Here is a 25345-nt window from a genome sequence, read left to right on the forward strand (position 1 = left end):
GGCTGTGCGGGATGGCAGAGATGCCTGGGGATGCGGGAAATCGCACAGCCGCACCGTTGCTTGGCGATGCCGCAAATGCCCGGTGAGGCGGGAAGTCGCACAGCCGCAGCATTGCCTGGCGATGCCGCAAATGCCCGGTGAGGCGGGAAATGTCGCGTGACACGGGACTACCGGGGCGGCGCCGAGTAGGCCTCAGATCGCTGAGAACGAGTCGCGTCGCGGGAAAGAAGTCGCGTCGCGGCCCGGAAGTCGTGGGCTCCGGAGTGGCATGGCGACGCGGAGAATGCCTCATGACGCAGCGAATTCCAGGTGACGCGGGAATACCGGGGCGCCGGGCAAGCCGCGTGTCGCGGAGCGGAAAGTGCGTCGCAGGGGGGACGAACCGGGGCGCAATTCCTCCCGCACACCTACACAGAAAAAAGCGGCCCCGCCGTTTGAACTGCCCTCCGAAAGCCAGATTTCTAGTCCGAATCCAGTTTCTTGGGTTGCATTACGTTTCGGAGGGGCCGCCCATTTGGGTGCGGAACCGGCCGCCCGGCCCGGTCTTCAGGTCCAGGCCGCCGGAGCCCCGGGACCCCCCGGAGCCGCCGGTGCCCCGGAGCCCCCGGAGCCCGCGGAGCCGCAAGCGTCCCCGGAGCCCTGGAGCCCCCGGAGCCCCCGGAGCCCCGGAGCCCTGGAGCCCCCGGAGCCGTCGGAGTCCCTGGAGCCGCAGGGCCCGGACCGCTGAGAAGCCGTGACCTAGTAGAAGTGGACCGTGTCGACGACGTGGGGGAGCTCGCCGCCGTCGAGGAAGGTCCGCAGGTTCCTGCAGAAGCGTTCCGTGATCAGCCGGTTCTCGGCCGCGCTGAGGGCCGAGGTGTGCGGGGACACCATCACCCGGGGGTGGTGCCACAGCGGGCTGTCCTGCGGGAGCGGCTCGACGGCAAACACGTCGAGGCACGCATACGAAACCTGGCCGTTGTCGAGTGCTTCCAGCAAGGCGTCCTCGTCCACGACGGTACCGCGGCCCACGTTCACCATGACCGTCCCGGGCTTCATCGCCGCAAAGACCTCGCGGCTGAACAGCTTCTCGGTATAGGGCGTGCCGGGAAGGGTGTTGACGACGGCGTCCGCCGTGGCCAGCAGGCCGGCTAGGCCGTCGTTGCCGGCGACCTCCCGAATGCCCTCGATGGGCTCAACGGACCTCTTGGTGCCGCTGACCGTCATTCCCAGCGCGCGGGCGATCCTGGCAGTCTCCAGCCCGATCTCGCCGAGTCCGGTGACCACCAGGTGGGAGCCGTTGACCAGCCGGGTGGGGGTGCGCAGCTCGGGCCAGACCCGGACCGCCTGGTCCTGGGCCATTTCCGCGCTGCGCTTGAAACCGTTGAGGATTCCGAGCGCGGCGAACTCGGCAAGCGGCAGGGCGTGGACACCGGCAGACGTGGTCACCTTGAACTTCTGCAGTGCAGAGGCATCCAGCCCCGAGGCCTTCACGGCACCGCCGGCGCCGGCCGCCATGGCATGGATCCACTCGAGGTGGGGGTTGCTGCCGGCAACCCGCGCGAGGCCCGCCGGGCTCTCGTTGGGGATCCCGTACAGGACCTGTGCCCTGCCGAGCATGTCCCAGTAGCGTTCCTCCTGCTCCGGCGTCCGGCGGAAGTCCGGATCTCCGGAGTGGTCTGCCGGAAAGCGCTCCGGAGGCAACAGTTCGGGTTCGTAGAGGACGGTAACGGAGGGATCTACTGCGCGGATGCGCTCCACAAGCTCTGCTTCGAGCGGGACTGCGATCGCGACGGTGGTTTTAGGCGTCATGCTGTTCATCATACTGAATGGAGGCTAGGATGCTGAACAGATTTCGGAGAGTATTCCACAACGAAGTGAGGCAGCATGGAACGGGACGGTAGGGACGTCGGCTTTGTGGGCCTGGGGCTCATGGGGGCGCCAATGGCGGCAAACCTCCTCAACGCAGGGTGGGCCGTCACCGCCTGGAACCGGTCCCCGGGCGCCCTTGACCGGTTCGCAGGCCTCGGCGGCGGCCGCGTGGCAGGGGTCGAAGAACTCCGCGACATTCCGGTCATCATCTTTATGCTTCCGGACCTGTCCTACATCGAGGACGCTGCGGCCGGACTCCTCACGGCCTGGACCGCGAAACCGCCGGCGGCCGGAACCGCCGTGGTGGTCATGAGCAGCGTCTCGCCCGCCGCGGTGCAGGAGTTCGGTGCCGCGGTGGACCGGGCGAGCGGCGGCAACGCCGTCGTCGTCGATGCCCCTGTAAGCGGCGGCACCCAAGGCGCCGCGGACGGGACCCTGGCCATTATGGCGGGCGCCAGCGAAGGGGATTTCAAGCGGCTCCAGCCGCTTTTCGCCGCCATGGGGAGCACCGTGCGCAGGCTCGGGCCGCTCGGTGCCGGATCGCTTGCCAAGGCGTGCAACCAGCTCATCGTCGGAACCACGACGGCGGCGCTCGCCGAAGCCGCGGAGCTCGCCGAACGCTCCGGCCTGGACGTCGCCGCACTGTATGAGGTGCTCGCGGGCGGCCTGGCCGGCAGCCGCGTCCTGGACAATGTCGGGCCGCGGCTCGCCGCCAGGAACTACGAACCCACCGGCCCCGCCAAGTTCATGCACAAGGACCTGTCCTTTGTGCTGGAGAGCGCCGCCGCCGTGCGCTCCGCAGTGCCGATGGCGGCGGCCGGCGTCGAGCTATATGCGGAACTGCTGCGCCAGGGGCTGGGCGACCGGGACCTGGCCGTCGTCCGCCAGACCATCTCGAATCTCAGCGACAACACAGCAGCCAAGACCAATTGAGGATCAGCGAACCATGAGTGGACTCTTTGACCTGACCGGCCGGACCGCACTCGTCACCGGCTCCAGCCGGGGGATCGGCAATGCCCTGGCCCGGGCGCTCGCCGACGCCGGTGCCACGGTGGTGCTCAACGGCATCAACCCCGAACGGCTCAAGGCCGCGGAAGCCGCCATGGCCGCGGACTATCCGCCCGGCCGGATCCACAGCTGCGCCTTCGACGTCACGAGCGACGCCGGCGCGGCCGGAGGCGTGGCCTGGGTGGAAGAGAACGTGGGACCGCTGGGCATCCTGGTGAACAACGCCGGCATCCAGCACCGTGTCCCGATGCTGGACCTGGACGTCGCCGACTGGGAACGGGTGATCTCCACGGATCTGACCAGCGCGTTCCTGGTGGGGCGGGCGGCGGCACGGCACATGATCCCCCGCGGCCGGGGCAAGATCATCAACATCTGCTCGGTGCAGACGGACCTGGCCCGGCCCACCATCGCCCCCTATATTGCGGCCAAGGGCGGGCTCCGGAACCTGACCCGTGCCATGACGGCCGAATGGGCAGGGTCCGGCCTGCAGATCAACGGCCTTGCGCCCGGCTACATCCACACCGAAATGACGCAGAGCCTCGTGGACGACGGGGAGTTCAACGCCTGGATCCTGGGCCGGACCCCGGCGCACCGGTGGGGGACCGTGCAGGACCTGGCCGGCCCGGCGGTGTGGCTCGCGTCCGACGGCTCGGATTTCGTCAACGGCCAGACCATCTTCATCGACGGCGGAATGACGGTGGTGGTCTGATGCGCGGGGTCCCGGAACTGCCGGCAACAGCGGCCGCCGTGGTGGCCCATGCGGCCGGCGACCTCCGGATTGAGGACGTGCCCGTGTCCGCGCCGGCCCCCGACCAAGCGGTGGTCGAAGTGGCGTTCGGCGGCATCTGCGGCTCGGACCTGCACTACTGGCTGCACGGTGCGGCCGGTGAGTCGGTCCTCCGGCAGCCGATGGTCCTCGGCCACGAGATCGTGGGAACGGTGCTCGTGGCGGCCGGTGACGGCACCGGGCCGGGGCCGGGCACGGCCGTCGCGGTGCATCCGGCCACGCCCGGCCCGGGCGCCGGCCGGTATCCCGCGGACCGCCCGAATCTCTCCCCGGGCTGCACGTACCTGGGCAGCGCCGCACGCTTCCCCCACACCGACGGGGCATTCAGCCGGTACGCCATTCTTCCGGCCCGGATGCTCCGTCCGCTGCCCGAGGGCCTGAAGCTGAGGACCGCGGCGCTGGTGGAACCGGCCAGTGTCGCGTGGCACGCCGTCTCGCGTGCCGGCGACGTGGCGGGCAAGACGGCACTCGTGATCGGCTGCGGTCCCATCGGCGCGTTGGCGGTGGCCGTCCTCAAACGGGCCGGCGCACGGCGGATCGTGGCCGTGGACATGCACGCACGGCCGCTGGAGATAGCCCGGGCCGTGGGCGCGCACGAGGTCCTCAAGGGCGATGAGGCAGAGGCCATCGCGGCGGTGCAGGCAGACGTTGTCATCGAATCCTCCGGCAGTCATCACGGTCTGGCGTCCGCGGTGCAGGGTGCCGCCCGGGGCGGAAAGGTGGTGATGGTGGGGCTCCTGCCCTCCGGCCCGCAGCCGGTCCTGATCTCGCTGGCGATCACCCGCGAACTGGAGCTGCTGGGGTCTTTCCGCTTCAACGACGAAATCGACGACGTCGTGGCCGCCCTCGCGGACGGATCCCTGTTCGTGGACCCGGTAGTCACCCACACGTTCACGCTGGACCAGGGGCTGGAGGCCTTCGAGGTGGCCCGGAACGCGGCCGTGTCCGGCAAGGTGCTGCTGGACTTCCGGCGGTGCTAGGGCCGCTGGACCGGGACGAACACCCTGGGCTGGTCCTTCCATTCGGGTTCCATCTCCGAGATGGTCTGCCGCATGATCCGGTCCGAGGCCTCGCGGGCTGCTGCCGGGTCTCCGGCGGCGATCGCCTCAGCCACGTCCACATGCCACCGCAGTGCCGTGTCGCGGGGGTGGTCCGGCATCAGGCCGTGCACCGTGCGTCCGGTCAGCGTCTCCGCCACCTGGCCCACCATGTTGGCGAACATCTCGTTCCCGGAACCGGTCAGCAGCAGGGAATGGAAGTGGATGTCCAGCTCCAGGAACCGCGGCACGTCACCGGCCTGGCCGGCGTCGCGCATGGCGTGCGAGACCTCCACGAGTTCCTGGCGGATCTCCTCGGGGGCGTTGGTGGCGGCCAGTTCGGCGGCGACGGGTTCGACGGCGGTGCGCAGCTCTGCGAGGGAGCGCAGCTGCGCGCCGCGGCCTTCGCCGGCGAGGCGCCAGCGGATGACCTGGGGGTCGAAGGGGTTCCAGCGGTTGGCCGGCAGCACCCGGATGCCCACCCGCTTGGTGGTTTCGACCAGTCCGAGCGACTGAAGTACACGCACCGCCTCGCGGACCACCGAACGGGAGACTTTGAGTTCGTCCTCGAGGTGCTCGGCCAGCATGATGTGGCCGGGCGGGAGCTCGCCCGCGACAATGCGGGTGCCGAGGTGCTCAATCGCGCGGTGGTGGAGGCTGGTTGACATAGTCGTAAGCATAGTGGGGCGGACGCGGATCCAGCCCCGTTACGGCCCGGATGGGCGCAGGCAGGCCGGAAATCATAGACTGTTTGTGACGCGCCATATTCCGCCACGTGGGCACTGCTTCCCAGCAACCGTCGGAAATACATATGGTTTATTGACAGCCACTGATCCCAAGAAGACAGTTCCGCCTTCCGCGCGGGACGAACTGCACATGTTGCACAGAAATGAATTGGAGTTTTGATGTCAGCACACATCGGTGTCACCGGCCTTGCGGTGATGGGGGCCAACCTCGCCCGCAACCTGGCCCGGAACGGCTTCACCGTTGCCCTGCACAACCGGTCCGTCGAAAAGACCGACGCCCTGCTGGAAAAGCACGGCACGGACGGCGACTTTGTCCGCACGGAGACCCTGCAGGAACTCGTTGATTCCCTGGAGAAGCCGCGCCGGGTGCTGATCATGGTCAAGGCCGGCAAGCCGGTTGACTCCGTGATCGAGCAGCTCGAGCCGCTCCTGGAAGCGGGCGACATCATCATCGACGCCGGCAACTCCCACTATGAGGACACCCGCCGCCGCGAGGCAGCGCTGGCCAAGAAGGACCTGCACTTCGTCGGCATCGGCGTCTCCGGCGGCGAGGAAGGCGCCCTCAACGGCCCCTCGATCATGCCCGGCGGCTCGAAGGAGTCCTACGACGCCCTGGGTCCGCTGCTGGAAAAGATCGCCGCCCACGTCGACGGCAAGCCCTGCTGCGCCTGGATCGGCACCGACGGCGCCGGCCACTTCGTCAAGATGGTCCACAACGGCATCGAATACGCCGACATGCAGGTCATCGGTGAAGCGTTCGACCTGCTGCGCTCCGGCGCGGGGATCGAACCGGCCGAGCAGGCGAAAATCTTCGCCGAGTGGAACAAGGGCGACCTGGCCTCCTTCCTGATCGAGATCTCCGCCGAGGTCCTCGGCCACGTGGACGCGAAGACCGGCAAGCCGTTCGTCGACGTCGTCGTGGACGCCGCCGGGCAGAAGGGCACCGGCCGCTGGACCGTCATCTCCGCCCTGGAACTGGGCTCCCCGACCTCGGGCATCGCCGAATCGGTTTTCGCCCGGGCGCTGTCCTCCCAGACGGAGCAGCGCAAGCTGGCCCAGGAACTGCTCGCCGGTGCCGAAGCCGACATCGAGGTCCCCGAGAGCTTCGTCGAGGATGTCCGGCAGGCGCTCTACGCCTCCAAGCTGGTCTCTTACGCGCAGGGGCTGGACATGCTCACGTCCGCCGCCAAGGAATACGGCTGGGACCTGAAGCTGGACGAGATCGCCTCGCTGTGGCGCGGCGGCTGCATCATCCGCGCCGAACTGCTCAAGGAGATCACCAAGGCCTACGCCGCGGCGGAGAAGCCGGCGAACCTGCTCTTCGCCCCGGCGTTCACCCAGGCGATCGCCGACGTCCTCCCGGCCTGGCGCCGGGTGGTCTCGACCGCGGTCCAGCTCGGCATCCCGGTGCCGGTGTTCTCCTCCTCGCTGGCCTACTACGACGGTCTGCGCCGCAAGCGCCTGCCTGCCGCCGTGATCCAGGGCCAGCGCGACCTCTTCGGCGCGCACACCTACGGCCGCGTCGACGCTGAAGGCACGTTCCACACCCTCTGGGGCGAGGACAAGTCTGAAATCGAGGCAGTGGACACCCACTAGTCCGCCACTGACGCCGAACGGCCGGTGCTCCCCGTTACTCTGGGAGCACCGGCCGTTCGTGTTTCCCCGGGAACCCGTCCCGGCCGTCACGCAGTGTCAGACACAGCAACCGTTCCCGCCAGCGTCCCAGGAGTGCAGCAGATGACCCAGCCCGTAGCATTTGTCACCGGTGCCTCCACCGGAATCGGTTACGAGACCGCGTGGAAGCTCGCAGCCCGCGGTTTCACCGTGTACGCCGGTGCCCGGCGGGTCGGGAAAATGGAGCCCCTCAAGGCCCACGGAGTGACGGTCGTGGAGCTGGACGTCACCAGCGAGGAATCCATGACCGCCGCCGTCGAGCAGGTGATTGCCGACCACGGCCGGGTCGACGTCCTGGTGAACAATGCCGGCTACGGCTCCTACGGCTCGCTGGAGGAAGTGGAGCTGGCTGAGGGACGCCGGCAGTTCGACGTCAACCTCTTCGGCCTGGCGCGGATGACCCAGCTGGTGCTTCCCGGGATGCGGGCCGCCGGGCGGGGAAGGATCATCAACGTGTCCTCGATCGGCGGACAGATGTACGAGCCGCTTGGTGCCTGGTACCACGCGACGAAATTCGCCGTCGAGGGCCTGAGCGATTCCCTAAGGGTCGAACTCAAGCCGCACGGCATCGACGTGTCCATCATCGAGCCGTCGGGAACCGCCTCGGAGTGGGGCGCCATTTCCGGAGACAGCCTGCTGGCCACGTCCGGCCGCGGGCCCTACATGGACCAGGCGAAGGTGGTAGCCGCGGCGCTGGCGTCCACCGTCGGCTCCAGCATGTCCACGCCTCCGGACGTCATTGCCGACGCCATCGTCCACGCCGCGACGTCCCCGAAGCCCAAGACGCGCTATCCGGTGGGCAAGGGCGCCCGGGCCATCCTGCTGCTGCGCCGGCTGCTGCCGGACCGGGCGTTCGACGTCGTCATCTGGAACATCTACAAGCGGTTCCCCGCGTAGCGTCCGCCGGGACGCCGGCCCCGGCCGGAGCCGGTCAGATGTGGTAGTCGATCAGGTATTCGGCCGGGTCGACGGCGGGCTTGGTCTCGCGCTGTGCGTCCCGGTGCCGCCAGGTGGCGGGCACGCCCGTCAGGATCGACTCTGCCGGCGCGTCCTTGACCACCACGGCGTTGGCGCCCACGGCGCTGTCCCGGCCGATGGTGATGGGGCCCAGGATCTTGGCTCCGGCGCCGATCACGACGCGGTCCTCGATGGTGGGGTGGCGCTTGACCTTGGCCAGGGAGCGGCCGCCGAGGGTCACACCGTGGTAGATCATGACGTCCTCGCCGATTTCGGCGGTTTCGCCGATCACGACGCCCATGCCGTGGTCGATGAAAAAGCGGCGGCCGACCGTGGCTCCGGGGTGGATCTCGATCCCCGTGAGGAACCTCGCCAGCTGGGAGATCAGCCGGGCCGGGAAGCGCAGCGCCGGATTCTGCCACAGCCGGTGCGTCACGCGGTGGAACCAGATCGCGTGCAGGCCGGAGTAGGCAAAGAAGTTCTCGAAAGAACCTCGAGCCGCCGGGTCGTGTGACCGGGCGGCGTCGAGGTCCTCCTTCAGTCTTGCGAAAAAGCTCACAAAGACCTTTCTACGAATTCGTGGACAGCGTTCTGGACTTAGCCGCGGATGTCGTCGTACAGCACGGTGGAGATGTAACGCTCACCGAAGTCGCAGACAATGGCAACAATCAGCTTACCGGCGTTCTCCGGGCGCTTGGCGAGCTCCAGGGCTGCCCAGACGATCGCGCCGGAGGAGATGCCGCCGAGGATGCCTTCCTGGAAGCCGAGTTCGCGGGCCACGCGGACCGAGTCCTCGAGGGTGGCGTCGATGACCTCGTCGTAGACGTTGGTGTCCAGGATCTCCGGGACGAAGTTGGCGCCCAGGCCCTGGATTTTGTGCGGGCCCGGGGCGCCGCCGTTGAGGATGGCGGAGTCCTTCGGCTCGACGGCGATGATCTGGACCTCGGGCTTGCGCTCCTTGAGCACCTGCCCGACGCCGGTGACGGTTCCGCCGGTGCCGACGCCGGCGACGAAGATGTCCACCTTGCCGTCGGTGTCGGACCAGATTTCCTCGGCCGTGGTCTGGCGGTGGACCTCGGGGTTGGCCTCGTTGGCGAACTGCTGGGCCCAGATCGAGTTCTCCGTGTTGGCGACGATCTCCTGGGCCTTTTCCACGGCGCCCCGCATGCCCTCGGAACCGGGAGTGAGCACGATCTCGGCACCGTAGGCACGCAGCATGACACGGCGTTCGGTGGACATGGTCTCCGGCATCGTCAGAATGACCTTGTAGCCGCGGGCCGCGCCCACCATGGCCAGGGCGATGCCCGTGTTGCCGGAGGTGCCTTCGACGATGGTGCCGCCGGGCTTGAGGGCACCGGACTTCTCCGCGGCGTCGACGATCGCGACACCGATACGGTCCTTGACGCTGTTGGCCGGGTTGTAGAACTCCAGCTTGACGGCCACGGTGGCGTCAAGGCCTTCGGCCAGGCGGTTGAGCCGGACCAGCGGGGTGCCGCCGACCAGCTGGGTAACATCGTCATAGATCCGTGCCATGGGTGTCTGCGCCTGTCTGTTGAAGAGGGGATACTGAGGTCAGCCTAACGAGGGCCCGCGGGCCCTAGCTAAGCATTAAGCCATGCAGAGTAATATTTCCTGGCCTTGGCCAGCTTCGGATTGATGATCACCTGGCAGTAGCCCTGCTCCGGGAACTTGCCGTAGTAGTCCTGGTGGATTTCCTCCGCCCGGTGGAACACCGGCAGCCGGCTGACCTCCGTGACGATCGGGTGCGCCCAGAGCGGCTGGTTCCGTTCGATCGCTTCCTCGAAAAGGATCTTCTCCTCGGTCGTCTCATAGAACATCGAGGAGCGGTACTGCGTTCCGACGTCGTAGCCCTGGCGGTTGAGCGTGGTGGGGTCGTGGAGGACAAAGAACATGTCCAAGATGACCTCCGCGGGGACGATCTCCTCATCGAACGTCACCGCCACCACTTCGGCATGGCCGGTGGTTCCGGAGCAGACGGCATAATAGTCGGGGTTGCGGTCATGGCCTCCGGTGTAGCCCGAAACGACGGCGCTGACACCCTTGGTTTTCTGGTAAACGGCGTCGAGGCACCAGAAGCAGCCTCCGCCGAGGACAAAAGTTCTCATGCTCTGTTCAATGGTTGAAGGGCCCCGATGATTCCCGGGGTCTGCGGGGGAGGCCGCCCGATAGGGTAAAAATGGGGGTATGGAACCTGTAAACACCGACGTTTCAGCCGGCCCTTCCGAAGGAAACGGCGCCGCCGGCAACGGATCCGGGGAAACGCCCGGGATTCCCACCCTGGGCATGATCCTGCTGGCCGTCGAGGAGCTCTGGCCCGAATCGCTCGCGGAGGACTGGGACGAAGTGGGCCTCGTGGCCGGCCGCCCGTCCGCCGGGGTGAGCAGGATCCTCTTCGCCGTCGATCCCACCCTTGAGGTGATCGAGGAGGCCATCGAGTTCGGCGCGGAACTGCTGATCACCCACCATCCGCTGCTGCTCAAGGGTGTCACCTCGGTCGCGGCGACCACCGCCAAGGGCCGGGCCGTGCACCGCCTGATTGAGTCCGGGACCGGCCTGCTGACGGTGCACACCAACGGCGATTCCGCCGTCGGCGGCGTCTCGGATGTCCTGGCCGACGCCCTTGGCCTGCAGAACGTGGCCCCGCTGACGCCGGCCGCGAACGGGCTGCCGGAGGAAGGCATCGGACGGGTCGGTGACCTTGAGGAGGTCCTGACCCTGGGCGATTTTGCCGCCCGCGTCTTCGGCATCCTGCCGGCCGTCGCCGGCGGGGTGCGGGTGTCCGGGGACCGGGACGGGCTGGTCCGCCGGGTGGCGCTCTGCGGCGGCGCCGGGGATTCGCTCTTCGGAGAGGTCCGTGCGAGCAACGCCGACGTCTACCTGACCGCGGATCTGCGGCACCATCCGGCGTCGGAAGCGCGGGAGGAAGCCGTCAATGACCGGCCCTACCTGATCGACGTTTCCCACTTCGCCAGCGAGTGGCTGTGGCTGCCGGCCGCGGCGGAGGCGCTGGGCAATGTGCTGGGCGACCAGGGGCACGATGTCGAGATCCGGGTCAGCACCACCAACAGCGATCCGTGGGACTTCATTCTGACTCCGGGCTAAGCCTGGCGTGCGAGGGGCCCCGGGTGAGCGTAGCGAAGCTGGGGAGCACGCTAGGCGCTAGAGTCTAGGGAGCGCCGAATAGGCGCCCGGCTCCGGCCGGCAGGGAACAAGCGGAGGTAAATAGTGGCCAAGGCAGCACCGGCGGAACAGTTGAAGTTGCTCGAATTGCAGGGACTTGATGCGAAGCTCAAATCCCTGTCCAACCGCCGCCGAAGCCTTGAAAGCGACTCCCGGATCACCGATCTTGAAGCAGCCCTCGGCGTGGCCAACGGCGAACTCGGTGCCGCGAAGGTGGCAGTCCACGACGCCGAACTCGAGCTCAAGCGCGCCGAAGCGGACGTGGAGCAGGTCGCCTCCCGGATTGAACGCGACGAGGCGAGGCTCAACAGCGGCACCGGCCTCTCCAAGGACCTCGTGGCCCTGCAGCGCGACCTGGTGTCCCTGAACAAGCGCCGTTCCGACCTCGAGGACGTTGAGCTCGAAGTCCTGGAGCGGCTGGAAACCCTCCGCCTGCGCCAGGCCAGCCAGCAGCAGATTGTTGACGACATCCAGGGCTCCTTCGGTTCCATCCGCGCCGAACTGGACGAGCAGCTCGCGGAGATCGCCGCCGAGGCCACGGTGGTGCGCGGCAAGCGCGCCGAGTTCGCCGAGGGGATGGACGCCGGCCTGCTGGCGATCTACGAGAAGACCCTGGCCAGGCGTGGTGTGGGTGCGGCCCGCCTCTTCCACGGAACCTCCGAGGGCTCGGGCATGCAGCTGAGCCCCGGGGACCTCGCCGAAATCAAAGCCGCGGCCGAGGACGACGTGGTGTTCTGCCCGGACTCCGGCTGCATCCTGGTCCGCTCCGCCGAGTGGGCCTGACCTCCCATCTGACCGGCAGCAGGGGCCGTTATGGGCCCCCAAAACGGCCTCTGCTGCACGCTAGTTAGGCAGGATCAGGTTGAGGGTGTGCGGCTTCCGGGCCGTGCCCTCGACGAGTTCCGCCGTCCACCTCTCGGCAGCCGACTTCTGCAGCTGTGCGGGCGTCCGCGGCGCCTTGCCCCGGCGGGTCAGCAGATGCCGGGCGAGCTCGCCCCGGGTGTGCTTCGCGAAGTGGCTGACGACCTTCCGGACGCCGTTGACCTCGGTGAACACGTTGACGGCGACGGTCTGCGCCGGCGGGGGAGCCCACGCCGCGGCGTAGGTGCTGGAGCGGCAGTCCACCAGCAGTTCGCCCTCCGCGGCGGCCGCGAGGGCGGCATTGAGTTGCGGCTTCCAGAAGGACGCCAGGCGTCCGACGTCGGGCAGGGCGGTCCCCATCGACAGCCGGTAGGCGGGCACACGGTCGCCGAAGCGGATGGCCCCCCAGAGCGCGGAAATGACCAGCACGCACCCGTCCGCCTTCCTCCGCTGCGCGGGCGTCAGGGAGTTGTAGTCCAGCGCGTCGTACAGCACCCCGGAGTAGACCTGGTGGGCCGGGGCAGCCGGCTCGGCGTGCAGCCTCGTGTTGCGTTCGACGTCGGCCCGCAGCGAGGCGCCGACGCCCAGGAGCGCCAGGGCGTCCTCGTGGGCGCTGACCGTTCCGAGTCCCTCCAGCACCTTGGCCCGGTAGGTGTTCAGTCCGGGGAAGCTCAAGGTAGTCCAGTCGACGGCGTCGCCGGCCGTGGCGGGCGTCTTGCCTTCGGAGGGCGGCAGCAGAATCAGCACCGTCCAATCCTAGCGGCGGCCCGTTGCCGGGATGGTACCGCCCCGGGCCGCTGCCGGAATCCCGCAAAGCCGGTTCCGGGGCCGCCGGCTCAGCCGAGGTTGCGGCCGAGGAAGGACAACACCCCGGGCAGGATCGAACGCCAGTAGCTGTCGTCGTGACCGCCGGGCTGGAAGCCGCCTTCGACGGTGCCCGGGAGTTCCGCGCGGTAGTCCCGGACCGTGGCAAAGAGGTCGTCCCCGGTGCCGCAGTCGATCCGCTTGGGGACCGCCGCAAGGCTGGGCCGGAGCGTGAACACATCGTGGGCGGCGAAGTCGGCCGGGCCGTCGAAGGCGCCTTCCATGCTTGCTTCATACGCCTCCCAGACCGCCGGGCTCATGGCCGCCACGGCCCGGACCCCGGGCAGCCGGCCCTGGGACGCCAGCAGGAGCGAACCGAAGCCGCCCATGGACAGGCCGAAGAGGCCGATCCGGCCGAGGTCATAGCCGCGGCCGCCGAGGAAGGGCACAAATTCGTGCACCAGCATCGACTGGGTATCGCTGCCGTCGGCACGGCGGTGCCACCAGGAGTCCCCGCCGTCCACGGCGGCCAGGGCAAACGGCGGGCCGCCGGCGTCGAGGTGCCGCTGGAGGGCCTCGTGGGCCGCCAGGCCCTCGAGCAGGACGGAGTGGCTGCCCCCGAGGCCGTGCAGGAACACCGCCAGGGGCAGGTCGGGATGTGCGCCGCCGGACATGACGTCGGGCCCGGCCAGGGTCCAGTGGGTGGCGATGCCCGGACGGAACGCGGAGACGAATGAGCCCGTGCTGGTCCGGACTGTCAATGCGGCGGTGCGTGGCGGCGCTGTCACGGCGGGAGGGGCCGTCTCCACGGGCGTGAGGCCCTCGGTGCAGGCCGCGAGAGCTGAGGCGCCCAGCCCGAGTCCTGCCAGCCCAAGCAGCCGGCGCCGGCCCAGGACAGGATCCTCCATTCCCCGATCATAGGCTCAGAAGCCGGAGGTGTCCCCGGACGGGACCGGCCTGACCGTAGAATGGACTGCGGATGGGTTGACCAGGCGGCCGCGCGTCACGAAAGTGGCTCGAGGAACGTCCGGGCTCCGCAGGGCAGGGTGGTGGGTAACGCCCACTCGGGGTAACCCGCAGGCCAGTGCCACAGAGAACAGACCGCCTGCGTGCGGCGCGTGCGTGCACGGGCCGCACGCAGGTAAGGGTGAAACGGTGGTGTAAGAGACCACCAGCTTCCCGGGTGACCGGGAAGGCTAGGTAAACCCCACCCGGAGCAAGGCCAGACAGGGCACGTTTGAGGGCTGCTCGCCCGAGTGCCCGGGTAGGCTGCTGGAGGGCGTCGGCAACGGCGTTCGTAGATGGATGGCCGCTACTCCCGCGCCGGCAACGGCGCGGGAACACAGAACCCGGCGTATCGGTCAACCCATCCATTCACACCGCGGGGAACCCCCGCCACCGTTTCCGCTGCCGAGGGCCTTCTGGCCTGCGCGGATACCGGCCGACCCGAATGCTTGACATCATCCCTGCGGGACCCGAGACTGCAGGGAGCATTCAAGCAGCGATGGGGACAGCGGACAGCTTAGGAGCAAGAGTGTCGGACGAGGCAGCATATGACTATGTGATTGCCGGCGGTGGCAGCGGCGGCAGCGTCCTTGCCGGCAGGCTCAGCGAAGACCCCTCAGTCCGCGTCCTGCTCCTCGAGGCGGGCAGATCCGACCGCCACCCGTTCATTCACGTCCCGGCCGGCTTCCCGAAGCTGAAGGGCGGGCCTTACCAATGGCACTATGCGAGCGTTCCGCAGAAGCACAGCAACGGCCGGCGCATCCCGCTCGCCCAGGGCCGCGTGCTGGGCGGCGGGGGGTCCATCAACTCCCAGGTCTTCACCCGCGGCGTGGCAGCGGACTATGACGGCTGGGTCACGGACTATGGCTGCGAGGGCTGGTCCGCTGACGAGGTGAGCAAGTACTTTGTCCGTTCGGAGTCGAACAGTAGGCTCTCGGCACCGCACCACGGGACGGAGGGTCCGCTGGGCGTCTCGGATCTCCTGCGTCCGCACAAGCTCTCGGCGGCCTTCGTCAAGGCCGGCCAGGAGTTCGGGCTGCCCTACAACAGCGACTTCAACGGCGCCGAGCAGTACGGCGTCGGCTTTTACCAGACCACGACGAAGAACGGGCGCCGGTGCAGCGCCGCCGTCGCCTACCTCCGGCCCGCCCGCAGGCGGGCCAACCTCACCGTCCGCGCCAATGTCACAGTCTCCAAGGTGATCATCAGCAACGGCCGGGCCGTCGGAATCCAGGCGATCGAGGGCGGCAGCGTGCGGACGTATACCGCCCGCCGCGAGGTGATTGTCTCGGCCGGCGCGTTCGGTTCGCCCAAGCTGCTGCAGCTCTCGGGCATCGGCGACCCGGCGGACCTCGCCGCAGCCGGCATCGAGACCGTGCACGCCCTACCGGGCGTCGGCAAGAACCTGCAGGACCACTGCGACGTCGACATCGTCTACGAACTCACGGACTACCACAGCCTGGACCGGCTGAACCAGGTGCGCCCGGCCACGGTCCTGGCCGGGGTCGAGTACCTCGCGTTCCGGTCGGGCCCGTTCGCGTCCACCCTCGTGGAAGCCGGGGGTTTCAGTTATGCGAACAAGGACGAGAAGAGCCCGGACCTGCAGTTCCACTTCCTGCCGGCCGCGCGGGTGGGGACCGGCGCCACGGCCTTGAAGCCCGGATTCGGGGCCACGCTGAACTCGTACTTCCTGCGGCCGCGGAGCCGGGGAACCGTCCGCCCGGCGTCCTCGGACCCCGCCAAGGCACCGCTGATCGATCCGAACTATCTTGCCGACGACTACGACCTCGAGATGGCCATCGCCGGGGTGCAGCAGAGCCGCGGGATCATGGAGCAGTCGTCGATGGCGGCGCTGACCAAGGCGGAGCACATCGGCGACGGCAGCCGGGTGGAAACCCGCGACGAGTACGTGAAGTTCGTGCGCTCCTTCGGAAGGACGTCCTACCACCCGGTCGGTACCTGCTCCATGGGGACCACCGATGAGTCGGTGGTCTCGCCGCGGCTGAAGGTCCATGGGCTCGAGGGGCTGCGCGTCGTTGACTCCTCGATCATGCCCCGGCTCGTGAGCGCCAACACGCAGGCGCCCACCATCATGATCGCCGAAAAGGCCGTCGACATGATCCTCCAGGACGCCCGGTAGGCGGACTAGAGGCCCAGCTGCTTCGCCAGCTCCCACGGCGTGTCGGTGAAGACTCCGTCCGCGCCTTCCTCCCGCAGCCTCGCCGCGGTTGCTGCGTCGTTGACGGTATAGGGCCACACGGTCAGCCCGGAGTCCTTTAGCCTGCCCAGGTAGCCCGGGCTGATGCTTTTGTGCGGGCCGACGTGACCGATGCCGCTGGAGCTGATCGACGCCGGATCCGGTTCCTCCCCGTCCCGCAGGAGATACAGCACCTGCAGCCCGGACCGGGCCAGGGCCTGGGCGGCAGGGAAGCTGAACGTCTGCACCACCACCTTGTCCTGGATGCCGCGCTGCAGGATGGTCTCCGCGAAGGCGGCCGGATCGATCGCGGGGTCCTTCAGTTCGGGGACCAGGATGTTCCGCCCGCCGTACAGATCCAGCATGGCTTCCCACGTCGTCGGAGTGCCCTCGGCGCCGCCCAGCGGATGCCTGATGCGGGCCGCTGCCCACTGCTCTTCGCTGATGCCCGCGGGAGGGCCGCTCAGGCCGGACATGGTCCGCTCGGCGGCGTCGTCGTGCAGCGGAACGAGAGTCCCGTCCCGGAGCTGCCGCAGATCCGTTTCGATCGGGTACGCCGTCTTGCCCACGGCCTCGAAGGCTTCCGCGGAGGACTCGGGATGGACCAGCGCTCCGCCGCGGTGCGCCACCAGGGTAAACGCTGCCGCCGATGCTGGATGCGACGACGCTGGACTTGACGGTGCCGGGCCGGCCGGCACCGCCGTCGCTGGACTTGACGACGCCGGACTTGACGACGCCGGGCCAGCCGGCGGTGCCGCCGCTGCGCAGCCGGTGCACAGCACGACCCCCAGCAGCAGAGCCCCGATCTTGAACATCGCCCCAGCGTAGCTGGCCGCCGGCTCTGTGTGAGTCATTTCACGCGTCACCGGGGACCGGACCGTGCCGGGCCGCCGGTAGACTGGATGGTGAACGTAGAAGTTCTGCCGCCGGGTCTGCGTTCGCAGCCGGCGTTTTTCTTTGCTCGACACAGGCGCCCGGGGTGGACCGAATCCCTGCCGGCGCCGAGGTTCCGGACACCCTCCGGCAGCCGACAACCGCATACGACGCCGTATGTGGTGGATTCTAGGAAGGTATTTCTGTGAGCCAGACGTCTGATTCTTGTCTTGATACGTGGATGGGCCGGGAGGCGCTCGCCGAGGCCATGATCCCGGTGATCGGCCGGCTGTACCGCGAGAACAACGTGGTCACGTCCATCCACGGCCGCAGCCTGATCAACAAGTCCACCATGAACATCCTCAAGGCACACCGTTTCGCCCGCCGGATGAGCAAGGAAGAACTGCGTCTCGAAGAGACCGCCCCGCTGCTGGATGCGCTGACCAAACTGGAGCTTGGCGCCGCAGCCATCGACATTGCGCGCCTCACCGAGAAGTACCGCGTCGAAGGCGACGGCGCCACGCTGGACGAGTTCCTCCGCAAGGAACTCGCCGAGATTGTCGGCAAGCGCGGCGGCGACGACCGCACGAGCACCGACGTCGTGCTCTACGGCTTCGGCCGCATCGGCCGGCTCCTGGCCCGCCTCCTGATCGAAAAGGCAGGCGGCGGGCACGGCCTGCGCCTGCGCGCCATCGTGGTCCGCCGCGGTTCGGACAACGACCTCACCAAGCGGGCCAGCCTGCTGCGCCGCGACTCGGTCCACGGCTCGTTCGAAGGCACCATCAAGCTGGACCTCGAGAACGACACCATCACCGCCAACGGCGTCCAGATCCAGGTCATCTACTCGGACAACCCCGCCACGGTCGACTACACCGCCTACGGCATCCACGACGCCCTCGTTGTCGACAACACGGGACGCTGGCGCGACGCCGAGGGTCTGTCCCAGCACCTGAAGAGCAAGGGCGTTGCCCGGGTGCTGCTCACCGCCCCGGGCAAGGGCGACCTGAAGAACATCGTGCACGGCATCAACCACGGCACCATCACCGACTCGGACACGATCGTCTCTGCGGCCTCCTGCACAACCAACGCCATCACCCCGGTGCTCAAGGCGATCAACGACCGCTACGGCGTCGTGCACGGCCACGTCGAGACGGTCCACTCCTTCACCAACGACCAGAACCTGATCGACAACTTCCACAAGGGTGACCGCCGCGGCCGCTCCGCCGCGCTGAACATGGTCATCACCGAGACCGGTGCCGCCAAGGCCGTGGCCAAGGCCCTGCCGGAACTGCTCGGCAAGCTCACCGGCAGCTCCATCCGCGTCCCCACCCCGGACGTGTCCCTGGCCATCCTGAACCTGAGCCTGGAAAACGGCACCACCAAGGACGAGGTCAACGACTACCTGCGGGAAATGTCGCTGCACTCGGAACTGCGCAAGCAGGTCGACTACATCGATTCGCCCGAGGTTGTCTCCACGGACTTCGTCGGCTCGCGCCGTGCAGGGATTGTCGACGGGCTGGCCACGATCTCCAACGACAAGAACCTCGTCCTCTACGTCTGGTACGACAACGAGTTCGGCTACAGCTGCCAGGTGGTCCGCGTGATGGAGGAAATGGCCGGCGTGAACCCGCCGTCGTTCCCCGCCAAGGACGCAGCCGCAACCCTGGAGGCAGCCGGCCTGCCCGTCGAGGTCACGGCCTGACGCCACCGCCCTGAATCTGTTCCGCCTTTCCCGGCCGGTTCCTCTGGAAACGGCCGGGAAAGGGCACCACAATGGTGCCATGGAACAGAACTCGGCTGTGGAGCACGAAACCACTCTGGAACACGCCCTGGATGTTGCCCGGCGGAACGCCAAGGAAGCCAAACGGCTTCTCGACGATGCCCGCGCCAAACATGCGGCCGGCGATGTCGACGAGGCACGGGTCCGGCAACTCGAATCCCTTTTGGCCCTCGCCAACGAAGACCTGGTGAGGGTGACGAAAGAGAACTAGAGCGGCACCCGTCCTCCACACTGTGGACAACGCCTGCAGCGGCGGAGGCCGGGCCTAGGCTTCAAGGGTGGAAAGAAATCGGCCCGCACCGGCCCGCACCGGACCCGGGCTCCCTGCCCGGGGGCCGTCTTGACGCTCACCTGGCCGGAATTCCGGCGGGAGCGACGGCGGTCCCGCCAGGCATGGGTCCTGCTGGCCGCCGCGGCACTCGCCGTCGTCGCGGGTCTCGGCTGGTTCTTCACCGCCGGGCAGTTTGCCGTTGCCGAGCCGCCCACAGACGGACCCCGCGAGGCGCCGGTGCTGGCAGCCGGCTGGATGAACCCCGTCCCTGCGGTGCGGCCCGTTCCCCGGGGTCCCGCCGCGGCCCTGCTGGACACGCTCCCGGTCAAGGGCCGGGCAGGCCGGGAGGACTACGACCGCCGTGCCTTCGGCCAGGCCTGGCTGGACGTGGACCGTAACGGCTGCGACACCCGCAACGACATCCTGCGCCGCGACCTGTCGGGCGCCGAGTTCACCGGGGACCCCCGCTGCCAGGTGGCCGGCGGCACCTTCCGGGAACCGTACACCGGCCGCCAGCTCACATTCCGCAGGGGAGCCGGGAGCAGCGTGGACGTGCAGATCGACCATGTGGTGGCGCTGGGGGATGCCTGGCAGAAGGGCGCCCAGCAGTTGACCGCCGAGCAGCGCGAGTCCCTGGCGAACGACCCGCTGAACCTGATCGCCGTCGACGGCCCGGCCAACCAGGACAAGAGCGCCTCCGACGCCGCCACCTGGCTTCCCCCGAACAAGGCCTTCCGCTGCCACTACGTCGCCCGGCAGATCTCTGTCAAGGCCGCCTACCGGCTGTGGGTCACTCCGGCGGAAAAGGACGCCATGCAACGGATCCTCGCCTCCTGTCCGGGGCAGCAGACGGTTGTCGCGGCTGCCCGGTAGCCACGCCGGCGGACCGGGTTGGGGGGAGTTCCTAGATGACGAGTCTGACGGGGCCGGCGGTTTCCGGGCCGCCGCAGGCCTCGCTTCCGCCCACCCGGGTCCAGCCCGGTTCCACGTCGCGCTGCGCCAGGACGCTACCGTCTGCGGAGTACGCCCTGATGGTTACCGTTTTCGGGGACCGCATCATGAGGCTGACCTGCCAGGTCCGGCCGTCGACCCGCGCCGCCGTGAAGGGGCTGTAGCCCGGCACGGATGGTGTCGGCACAGACCGGGACGGCGCAGGGGTGACCGCCAGGGTTGTGGCCGGGGCGGTCACAGCGCCCGTGGTGACGGAGGCCTCGGGAGCACGCACCGGGCCATCCGCGCGGACCGAGCAGACGCCTTCCGCGCAGAACTCCACCAGGCTGACTTTCTCCACGCTGCCGTCGAGGGACACGGTGAGGGTGTTGAACCACGCAATGGCAGGGCAGACGTTGGGTGCGGAGCCGGAACAGCCCGCGGTGGCCACAGCCAGGAGCAGCGCCGCAATCAGCCCGGCCGGACCCGTCTTCACTGTCCGGTACCCCTGTCCAAGGCCTCGGCGGTGAGCTGCGCCTCCAGCCGTTCGACGTCCCCGCGGTGGCAGAGCTCGGTGGCCAGCGTCGTCACCGTGGCGCTTCCGGCGGCGACCGCAGCCCGGAGCGCTTCCCCCAGCGTGCGGCCCTGGGCCAGCCGGAGGACGAACGCGGCGAGGAAGCTGTCGCCGGCTCCGACGGTGCTGGTCACCTTCACCCGGGGCACGGCCAGCCGCAGAATCCCGGATTTCGAGGCGAGCACGGCACCTTCGCCGCCCAGGGTCAGCGCGACATGTTCCGCGGAGCCGTCCGCGACCAGCGCCGCGGCCGCCTCGACCTGGCTTTCGGCGCTCTCCAGGATCGTTCCAAAATGCAGCCCGAGCTCCCGCCGGCTCGGCTTCACCAGAAAGACCCCTTCGGCGAGGGCCTCGGCCAGGGCCGGTCCCGAGGCGTCCACGATGCAGCGCGCATCCTGCTGCCGCGCCAGCCTGGCCACCCGGGCGTAGAAATCCTCCGGGACGCCAGGCGGCAGGCTTCCGCTGGCCACGACATACCCGCCCGCGGGAACCGAATCCGCCACGAGCGCCAGGCACAAACGCCACTCGGGCTCACTCAGTTCGGGGCCCTGCAGCACGAAGCGGAACTGCTTGCCCGTCGTCGTCTCATCGACGGTGAAATCCTGACGGGTGCTTCCCTGGATCGGCACGGCCAGGGTGGGGACGCGTTCGGCTTCGATGAGCCGGCGGTACGCCTCTCCGGTGGGTCCCCCGGCGGTGTAGACCGCCAGGGTCCGGCCGCCGAGGCGCTGGACCACCCGGGACACGTTCACACCGCCGCCGCCCGGGTCGAGGCGGCTGGTGCCGCAGCGCAGCTTGTGGCCGCTGATGACCTGCTCAGTCGTGGTGCTGACGTCCAGGGCGGGGTTGACGGTAAGCGTGAGGATGGGCTGCATCGGCGTCGGTCGGGGGGCTTCCATGGCCCAAGCATAGGAGCCTGAGGTTGCTGGTGTCCCCGGCAGGACGTCCCCTTGTGCCGCAGTCTCCCGCTCGGCGAGAATGGGCCCGGCAGGACTGGCGACACGAAAGTCCGCCGCAACGAGTGGAACGGGAACCATGGCACATGGCAAGGACGGCGCCGGCAAGTCCGGCTCCGGCAAGGACGAAGCCGGCAAGTCCGGCTCCGGCAAGGATAAGTCCGGCCGGAAGGGCGCCAAGGGACGCAAGGGGCGGTTGCCCCGGAGGGTTTATGAGGCCGAACTCTTCCGGCTCCAGGCCGAACTCGTCGCGCTGCAGGAATGGGTCCGCAGCACGGGGGCGCGTGTGCTGGTGATCTTTGAGGGGCGCGACGCCGCCGGCAAGGGCAGCGCGATCAAGCGGCTGACGGAGTACCTGAATCCGCGCGTCGCCCGTATCGTGGCGTTGCCGGCCCCGACGGACCGGCAGCGCGGTGAATGGTATTTCCAGCGCTACGTGCAGCATCTGCCCGCCGCGGGCGAGATCGTCCTGATGGACCGCTCCTGGTACAACCGGGCCGGCGTCGAACATGTGATGGGATTCTGCACGCCCGCGGAACACAAGCGCTTTATGGCCCAGTGCCCGGTCTTTGAACGCCTCCTGGTCCAGGACGGCATCCTGATGTTCAAGTACTGGTTTTCGATCAGCCACGCGGAACAGGAACGGCGCTTCAAGTCCCGGCTGGATGACCCGATGCGGCAATGGAAACTCTCGCCGATGGACCGGGAGTCGATCCTGCGCTGGGAGGACTATTCCCGCGCCAAGGACGACATGTTCATGCAGACCGATACTGCCGAATCGCCCTGGTACGTGGTCGAGGCGGAGGACAAGCGCCGGGCCCGGATCAACATGATCGCCCATATGCTCTCCAGCATCGACTACACGGAGGTCCGGACGGAGCTGGTGACTTTGCCGGAAAGGCCCAAGGCCGTCAACTACACGCGCCCGCCGCGGGAGTTGTTCCGGTACGTTCCGGATCATGCCTCGATCCTGCAGAAATCCGGCGAGGGGTAGTTGTACGAAACCGGATAGGAATTTTTCGCCCCGGACCGTGCCGCCCGCAGTCCGGGGCGGGTAGGGTACCGGCATGGACATCATCCTCGTTCCCGGATTCTGGTTGGACGCCTCGTCGTGGGAGGAGGTCACTCCGCCGCTCGCCGACGCCGGGCATCAGGTCCACCCGCTGACCCTGCCCGGGCTGGAGTCGCCGGACGCGCCGCGCGCCGGCATCGGCCTGCGCACCCACATCGACGCCGTCGTGGCCACGATCGACGCGGTCGATGCCCCGGTGGTCCTGGTGGGCCACTCGGGCGGGGGTGCCATCATTCACGGCGCCGTCGACGCCCGCCCGGACCGGGTGGTCCGGGCCATCTACGTGGACAGCGGTCCGCTCGGCGAGGGCGGCGTCATCAACGACGAGCTCCCGGAGGACGGCGACGACGTGCCGCTCCCGCCCTGGGAGCTGTTCGAGGACGAGGACCTCACCGATCTCAACGATGAGCTGCGGGCCATGTTCCGGGCGCGCGCCGTCCCGCAGCCGAAGGGCGTGGCCCAGGACCCGCAGCGCCTGCACAACGAGGCCCGCTTCGACGTCCCGGCCACCGTCATCGCCTGCGAGTTCCCGTCCGCCATGCTGATCGAAATGATCGCGGCCGGGCACCCGTACGTCGCCGAACTCGGGCGGGTCCGCGACGTCGACTACGTGGACCTGCCCACCGGGCACTGGCCCCAGTTCACCAGGCCGGTCGAACTGGGGGCGGCGATCCTGGCCGCCGTCGACCGGGAGCCGTAGGCCGGCAGAAGTAGCCCGGGAGAAGTAACCGGCAGAATTGAGCCCGGACCCTAGTGCCCGAAGGGGTCCGGGTCCACGCCCGGCATCCACGTCAGCCCGGGAACGCCCCAGCCGCTCTTCTTGGCCTGTTTCATGGCCTTGCGGGCATAGCGGTCGATCAGCCGGTTGACGTAGAGCTTGCCGTCGAGGTGGTCGTATTCGTGCTGGATCACCCGGGCAAACCATCCTGTCGCCTCGAAATCGACCGGCTTGCCGTCCCCGTCGAAGCCCTGCACCCGGGCCCATTCCGCGCGCTTGAGCGGGTACTGCCCGCCGGGGAAGGACAGGCAGCCTTCCTCCTCCTCGTCCGGATCCGGCAGCGCGCCGGAAATCTTGGAGAGGGTCAGCACCGGGTTGACGACGGCGCCGGAGGGCGGGGCGCCGTCGTCGTTGTCGTATTTGTAGATGAACAGCCGTTTGCCCACCCCGACCTGGGGCGCGGCGAGACCGACGCCGTTGGCGGCGTCGTTGGTCTCGAACATGTCGGCGATCAGGGTCCGGAGCTCGTCGTCGAAGACTTCAACCTCGGCGGCCCGGCGGTGCAGCACGGGCTCGCCCCAGATCGTGATGGGCAGAACGGTCATGTCAGTGAAGTTCCTCTGGTGCTGTGGTGAACGGCGGGTCAGCCGGCGATGGTGCGGCCGACGACGTCGCGCATGATTTCGTTGGTGCCGCCGAAGATGGTCAGCAGCCGGGCCGCCAGAAAGGCCTGCGCCACGGGGTATTCCAGGATGTAGCCGTAGCCGCCATGCAGCTGGAGGCAGCGGTCCGTGACGGACTTGGCGCGCTCGGACGCCCACAGCTTGGCGCGGGCGGCGGAGGCGGCGTCGAGCTCTCCGGCGTTGAAGGCCCGGATGGCCTGGTCCACATAGGTCTCGGTGACCTCGACCTCGGTGAGGATGTCGGCGAGTTCGAAACGGCTGTTCTGGAAGTCGATGACCCGCTCCCCGAAGGCGTTGCGGTCCTTCGTGTAGCTGACGGTCTCCTCGTAGATGGCGCGGACGACGGCGGAGCTTGCCACCGCGATCGCGAGCCGGCCCTGCGGGAGCTGCTCGGCGGCGTATTGCAGGCCCTTGCCCTCCTCGCCGACGAGGTCCGCGTGCGGAACCCGGACATCGTCGAAGAACAGTTCCGCGGTGTCCGAGGCCTTGAGGCCCATCTTGTCCAGCTGCTTGCCGGTGTTGTAGCCCTCGCCCTTGCCGACCATGAACAGGGAGAAGGAGTTGTGGTTCCCGCGGCCGGTGCCGCCGTCGGTGCGGGCCAGGACCAGGGAGGCGTCGCCGGAGATGCCGTTGCCGATGAAGGTCTTCTGGCCGCTGATCAGCCAGTCGTCGCCGTCGCGCACCGCCTTGGTGCGGATGCCGCGGAGGTCCGAACCCGCGCCGGGCTCGGTCCAGGCGACCGAGGTGACTGTCTCGCCCGAGACCATGCCGGGAAGCCAGCGGCCTTTGAGGTCGTCGGAGCCGTAGGCCAGCAGGTGGGGGAGGACCATGTCATCGTGCAGGTGGAAGGCCAGGCCCACCGCGAGGTGGTTGCTCTTGGCGAACTCCTCGTCCAGCACGGCGCGGAAGCGGTAGTCGTTCATGCCCATGCCGCCGAATTGCTCCGGAACGGCCAGGCCCAGCAGGCCCTGCTCGCCGGCCGAGGTCCACAGGTCCCGCGACATCATGTGATCCTGGTCCCACTGGGCGTAGTGGGGTGCCACGGCGCGCGTGTTGAACTCGGCAGCCATCTCACGGAACATCTCGTGGTCTTCTTCAAAAAGCGTGCGCTTCACTGCGGTTCCTTCCGTTCACGGTTCCATGGACAGACAACAAAGGCCGCACCGGATATCCGGTACGGCCTTCGTCTAAGGTCGGACAATTACTGCCGTCCTTCATGAGGGTGAGCGACGGGGGTTGAACCCGCGACCTCCTGGACCACAACCAGGCGCTCTGCCAACTGAGCTACGCCCACCATGTGCCCCGCCATGCCTTCCGGCGAACCGGCTGGCTGAAAAGGCAACGACAAATAGCTTACCTG

General features: G+C 68.4%; 25 protein-coding genes, 1 tRNA gene and 1 other RNA gene. 14 read left to right on the top strand and 13 right to left on the bottom strand.

Annotation, left to right across the window (positions count from 1 at the left end):
* Nucleotides 1-738: 738 nt before the first annotated feature.
* Complete coding sequence (locus J2W14_RS11845) at nt 739-1803, bottom strand: D-2-hydroxyacid dehydrogenase (protein ID WP_307462614.1); 1065 nt, start codon at nt 1801-1803, stop codon at nt 739-741.
* Between the two features lie 63 nt (nt 1804-1866).
* Between J2W14_RS11845 and J2W14_RS11850 the strand changes: the two genes are divergently transcribed.
* From J2W14_RS11850 to J2W14_RS11860, 3 genes are read left to right on the top strand one after another with little or no spacing between them, the layout of a single operon-like run.
* Nucleotides 1867-2784: an NAD(P)-dependent oxidoreductase gene (locus tag J2W14_RS11850; RefSeq protein WP_307462616.1), complete on the top strand. Its 918-nt coding sequence runs from the start codon at nt 1867-1869 to the stop codon at nt 2782-2784.
* Between the two features lie 13 nt (nt 2785-2797).
* On the top strand, nt 2798-3568 hold the full coding sequence (locus J2W14_RS11855; RefSeq protein WP_307462618.1) for an SDR family oxidoreductase: 771 nt from the start codon (nt 2798-2800) through the stop codon (nt 3566-3568).
* Nucleotides 3568-4626, top strand: coding sequence for an L-idonate 5-dehydrogenase (locus J2W14_RS11860; protein WP_307462620.1), 1059 nt, complete (start codon nt 3568-3570; stop codon nt 4624-4626). The genes J2W14_RS11855 and J2W14_RS11860 overlap by 1 nt, the downstream gene beginning before the upstream one ends.
* On the opposite strand, the gene J2W14_RS11865 is transcribed toward J2W14_RS11860, so the two are convergent.
* On the bottom strand, nt 4623-5351 hold the full coding sequence (locus tag J2W14_RS11865) for a FadR/GntR family transcriptional regulator (protein ID WP_307462622.1): 729 nt from the start codon (nt 5349-5351) through the stop codon (nt 4623-4625). The genes J2W14_RS11860 and J2W14_RS11865 overlap by 4 nt on opposite strands.
* Nucleotides 5352-5588: 237 nt before the next feature.
* Between J2W14_RS11865 and gndA the strand changes: the two genes are divergently transcribed.
* Nucleotides 5589-7025: an NADP-dependent phosphogluconate dehydrogenase gene (gene gndA / locus J2W14_RS11870; RefSeq protein WP_307462624.1), complete on the top strand. Its 1437-nt coding sequence runs from the start codon at nt 5589-5591 to the stop codon at nt 7023-7025.
* A gap of 141 nt (nt 7026-7166) precedes the next feature.
* Nucleotides 7167-8000, top strand: coding sequence for an oxidoreductase (locus J2W14_RS11875; RefSeq protein WP_307462625.1), 834 nt, complete (start codon nt 7167-7169; stop codon nt 7998-8000).
* Between the two features lie 34 nt (nt 8001-8034).
* Here the strand turns inward: J2W14_RS11875 and epsC are convergent, their stop codons facing one another.
* The 3 genes from epsC to msrA form a co-directional block, all read right to left on the bottom strand.
* Nucleotides 8035-8619, bottom strand: coding sequence for a serine O-acetyltransferase EpsC (gene epsC / locus J2W14_RS11880; RefSeq protein ID WP_307462627.1), 585 nt, complete (start codon nt 8617-8619; stop codon nt 8035-8037).
* A gap of 38 nt (nt 8620-8657) precedes the next feature.
* Entirely contained in the window at nt 8658-9593 is a 936-nt protein-coding gene (gene cysK / locus J2W14_RS11885) for a cysteine synthase A (protein WP_307462629.1), read from the bottom strand.
* Between the two features lie 68 nt (nt 9594-9661).
* On the bottom strand, nt 9662-10186 hold the full coding sequence (gene msrA / locus J2W14_RS11890; RefSeq protein ID WP_307462631.1) for a peptide-methionine (S)-S-oxide reductase MsrA: 525 nt from the start codon (nt 10184-10186) through the stop codon (nt 9662-9664).
* Nucleotides 10187-10265: 79 nt separating this feature from the next.
* On the opposite strand from msrA, the gene J2W14_RS11895 reads away from it, so the two are divergent.
* Nucleotides 10266-11183 carry a Nif3-like dinuclear metal center hexameric protein gene (locus J2W14_RS11895; protein ID WP_307462633.1) on the top strand — a complete coding sequence of 306 codons (918 nt, stop codon included), beginning with the start codon at nt 10266-10268 and terminating at the stop codon, nt 11181-11183.
* Nucleotides 11184-11306: 123 nt separating this feature from the next.
* Complete coding sequence (locus J2W14_RS11900; protein WP_307462635.1) at nt 11307-12044, top strand: zinc ribbon domain-containing protein; 738 nt, start codon at nt 11307-11309, stop codon at nt 12042-12044.
* A gap of 60 nt (nt 12045-12104) precedes the next feature.
* On the opposite strand, the gene J2W14_RS11905 is transcribed toward J2W14_RS11900, so the two are convergent.
* The gene (locus tag J2W14_RS11905; RefSeq protein WP_307462636.1) at nt 12105-12869 is read right to left on the bottom strand and encodes a YaaA family protein; all 765 of its coding nucleotides are present in this window, start codon (nt 12867-12869) and stop codon (nt 12105-12107) included.
* A gap of 89 nt (nt 12870-12958) precedes the next feature.
* Nucleotides 12959-13834 (bottom strand): alpha/beta hydrolase, encoded by an 876-nt coding sequence (locus J2W14_RS11910; protein WP_307462638.1) that lies wholly within the window; start codon nt 13832-13834, stop codon nt 12959-12961.
* A gap of 72 nt (nt 13835-13906) precedes the next feature.
* Here J2W14_RS11910 and rnpB point away from each other — a divergent pair.
* An RNA gene (rnpB, locus tag J2W14_RS11915) (RNase P RNA component class A) lies at nt 13907-14299 on the top strand.
* A 161-nt stretch (nt 14300-14460) separates the two neighbouring features.
* Nucleotides 14461-16071 carry a GMC family oxidoreductase gene (locus J2W14_RS11920; protein ID WP_307462640.1) on the top strand — a complete coding sequence of 537 codons (1611 nt, stop codon included), beginning with the start codon at nt 14461-14463 and terminating at the stop codon, nt 16069-16071.
* 5 nt (nt 16072-16076) lie between these two features.
* Here the strand turns inward: J2W14_RS11920 and J2W14_RS11925 are convergent, their stop codons facing one another.
* A complete protein-coding gene (locus J2W14_RS11925; RefSeq protein WP_307462641.1) occupies nt 16077-16943 on the bottom strand; it encodes a glycerophosphodiester phosphodiesterase in 867 nt (288 codons plus the stop codon).
* 263 nt (nt 16944-17206) lie between these two features.
* Here J2W14_RS11925 and J2W14_RS11930 point away from each other — a divergent pair, with 263 nt between their 5' ends.
* The 3 genes from J2W14_RS11930 (at nt 17207) to J2W14_RS11940 (ending at nt 19925) form a co-directional block, all read left to right on the top strand.
* Nucleotides 17207-18703, top strand: coding sequence for a glyceraldehyde-3-phosphate dehydrogenase (locus J2W14_RS11930; protein ID WP_307462643.1), 1497 nt, complete (start codon nt 17207-17209; stop codon nt 18701-18703).
* Nucleotides 18704-18782: 79 nt separating this feature from the next.
* Nucleotides 18783-18992, top strand: coding sequence for a hypothetical protein (locus J2W14_RS11935; RefSeq protein WP_307462644.1), 210 nt, complete (start codon nt 18783-18785; stop codon nt 18990-18992).
* Nucleotides 18993-19121: 129 nt separating this feature from the next.
* Nucleotides 19122-19925 carry an HNH endonuclease family protein gene (locus J2W14_RS11940; protein ID WP_307462645.1) on the top strand — a complete coding sequence of 268 codons (804 nt, stop codon included), beginning with the start codon at nt 19122-19124 and terminating at the stop codon, nt 19923-19925.
* Nucleotides 19926-19956: 31 nt separating this feature from the next.
* On the opposite strand, the gene J2W14_RS11945 is transcribed toward J2W14_RS11940, so the two are convergent.
* Complete coding sequence (locus tag J2W14_RS11945; RefSeq protein WP_307462647.1) at nt 19957-20478, bottom strand: hypothetical protein; 522 nt, start codon at nt 20476-20478, stop codon at nt 19957-19959.
* A complete protein-coding gene (locus J2W14_RS11950) occupies nt 20475-21455 on the bottom strand; it encodes a 1-phosphofructokinase family hexose kinase (RefSeq protein WP_307462649.1) in 981 nt (326 codons plus the stop codon). Before J2W14_RS11950 ends, J2W14_RS11945 begins: the two co-directional genes overlap by 4 nt.
* A 136-nt stretch (nt 21456-21591) precedes the next feature.
* On the opposite strand from J2W14_RS11950, the gene ppk2 reads away from it, so the two are divergent.
* Both ppk2 and J2W14_RS11960 read left to right on the top strand, forming a co-directional pair.
* Nucleotides 21592-22506, top strand: a complete 915-nt coding sequence (gene ppk2 / locus J2W14_RS11955) for a polyphosphate kinase 2 (RefSeq protein ID WP_307462651.1) — start codon at nt 21592-21594, stop codon at nt 22504-22506.
* Between the two features lie 73 nt (nt 22507-22579).
* Nucleotides 22580-23284: an alpha/beta fold hydrolase gene (locus J2W14_RS11960; protein WP_307462653.1), complete on the top strand. Its 705-nt coding sequence runs from the start codon at nt 22580-22582 to the stop codon at nt 23282-23284.
* A gap of 50 nt (nt 23285-23334) precedes the next feature.
* Here the strand turns inward: J2W14_RS11960 and def are convergent, their stop codons facing one another.
* The 3 genes from def to J2W14_RS11975 form a co-directional block, all read right to left on the bottom strand.
* On the bottom strand, nt 23335-23907 hold the full coding sequence (gene def / locus J2W14_RS11965) for a peptide deformylase (RefSeq protein WP_307462654.1): 573 nt from the start codon (nt 23905-23907) through the stop codon (nt 23335-23337).
* 38 nt (nt 23908-23945) lie between these two features.
* Nucleotides 23946-25100, bottom strand: coding sequence for an acyl-CoA dehydrogenase family protein (locus tag J2W14_RS11970; RefSeq protein WP_307462656.1), 1155 nt, complete (start codon nt 25098-25100; stop codon nt 23946-23948).
* Nucleotides 25101-25206: 106 nt separating this feature from the next.
* Nucleotides 25207-25279: transfer RNA gene (locus J2W14_RS11975), tRNA-His, on the bottom strand.
* Between the last annotated feature and the right edge of the window lie 66 nt (nt 25280-25345).

This window comes from Pseudarthrobacter oxydans (assembly GCF_030812335.1).
Taxonomy (GTDB): domain Bacteria; phylum Actinomycetota; class Actinomycetes; order Actinomycetales; family Micrococcaceae; genus Arthrobacter; species Arthrobacter oxydans_B.

Coding starts and splice junctions, on each gene's coding strand:
- cysK (WP_307462629.1), bottom strand. CDS start 9,593: ATGGCACGGATCTATGACGATGTTACCCAGCTGGTCGGCGGCACCCCG.
- gndA (WP_307462624.1), top strand. CDS start 5,589: ATGTCAGCACACATCGGTGTCACCGGCCTTGCGGTGATGGGGGCCAAC.
- J2W14_RS11865 (WP_307462622.1), bottom strand. CDS start 5,351: ATGTCAACCAGCCTCCACCACCGCGCGATTGAGCACCTCGGCACCCGC.
- J2W14_RS11960 (WP_307462653.1), top strand. CDS start 22,580: ATGGACATCATCCTCGTTCCCGGATTCTGGTTGGACGCCTCGTCGTGG.
- J2W14_RS11855 (WP_307462618.1), top strand. CDS start 2,798: ATGAGTGGACTCTTTGACCTGACCGGCCGGACCGCACTCGTCACCGGC.
- J2W14_RS11850 (WP_307462616.1), top strand. CDS start 1,867: ATGGAACGGGACGGTAGGGACGTCGGCTTTGTGGGCCTGGGGCTCATG.
- J2W14_RS11860 (WP_307462620.1), top strand. CDS start 3,568: ATGCGCGGGGTCCCGGAACTGCCGGCAACAGCGGCCGCCGTGGTGGCC.
- J2W14_RS11950 (WP_307462649.1), bottom strand. CDS start 21,455: ATGGAAGCCCCCCGACCGACGCCGATGCAGCCCATCCTCACGCTTACC.
- J2W14_RS11875 (WP_307462625.1), top strand. CDS start 7,167: ATGACCCAGCCCGTAGCATTTGTCACCGGTGCCTCCACCGGAATCGGT.
- J2W14_RS11895 (WP_307462633.1), top strand. CDS start 10,266: ATGGAACCTGTAAACACCGACGTTTCAGCCGGCCCTTCCGAAGGAAAC.
- J2W14_RS11845 (WP_307462614.1), bottom strand. CDS start 1,803: ATGATGAACAGCATGACGCCTAAAACCACCGTCGCGATCGCAGTCCCG.
- J2W14_RS11910 (WP_307462638.1), bottom strand. CDS start 13,834: ATGGAGGATCCTGTCCTGGGCCGGCGCCGGCTGCTTGGGCTGGCAGGA.
- msrA (WP_307462631.1), bottom strand. CDS start 10,186: ATGAGAACTTTTGTCCTCGGCGGAGGCTGCTTCTGGTGCCTCGACGCC.
- J2W14_RS11925 (WP_307462641.1), bottom strand. CDS start 16,943: ATGTTCAAGATCGGGGCTCTGCTGCTGGGGGTCGTGCTGTGCACCGGC.
- ppk2 (WP_307462651.1), top strand. CDS start 21,592: ATGGCACATGGCAAGGACGGCGCCGGCAAGTCCGGCTCCGGCAAGGAC.
- J2W14_RS11935 (WP_307462644.1), top strand. CDS start 18,783: ATGGAACAGAACTCGGCTGTGGAGCACGAAACCACTCTGGAACACGCC.
- def (WP_307462654.1), bottom strand. CDS start 23,907: ATGACCGTTCTGCCCATCACGATCTGGGGCGAGCCCGTGCTGCACCGC.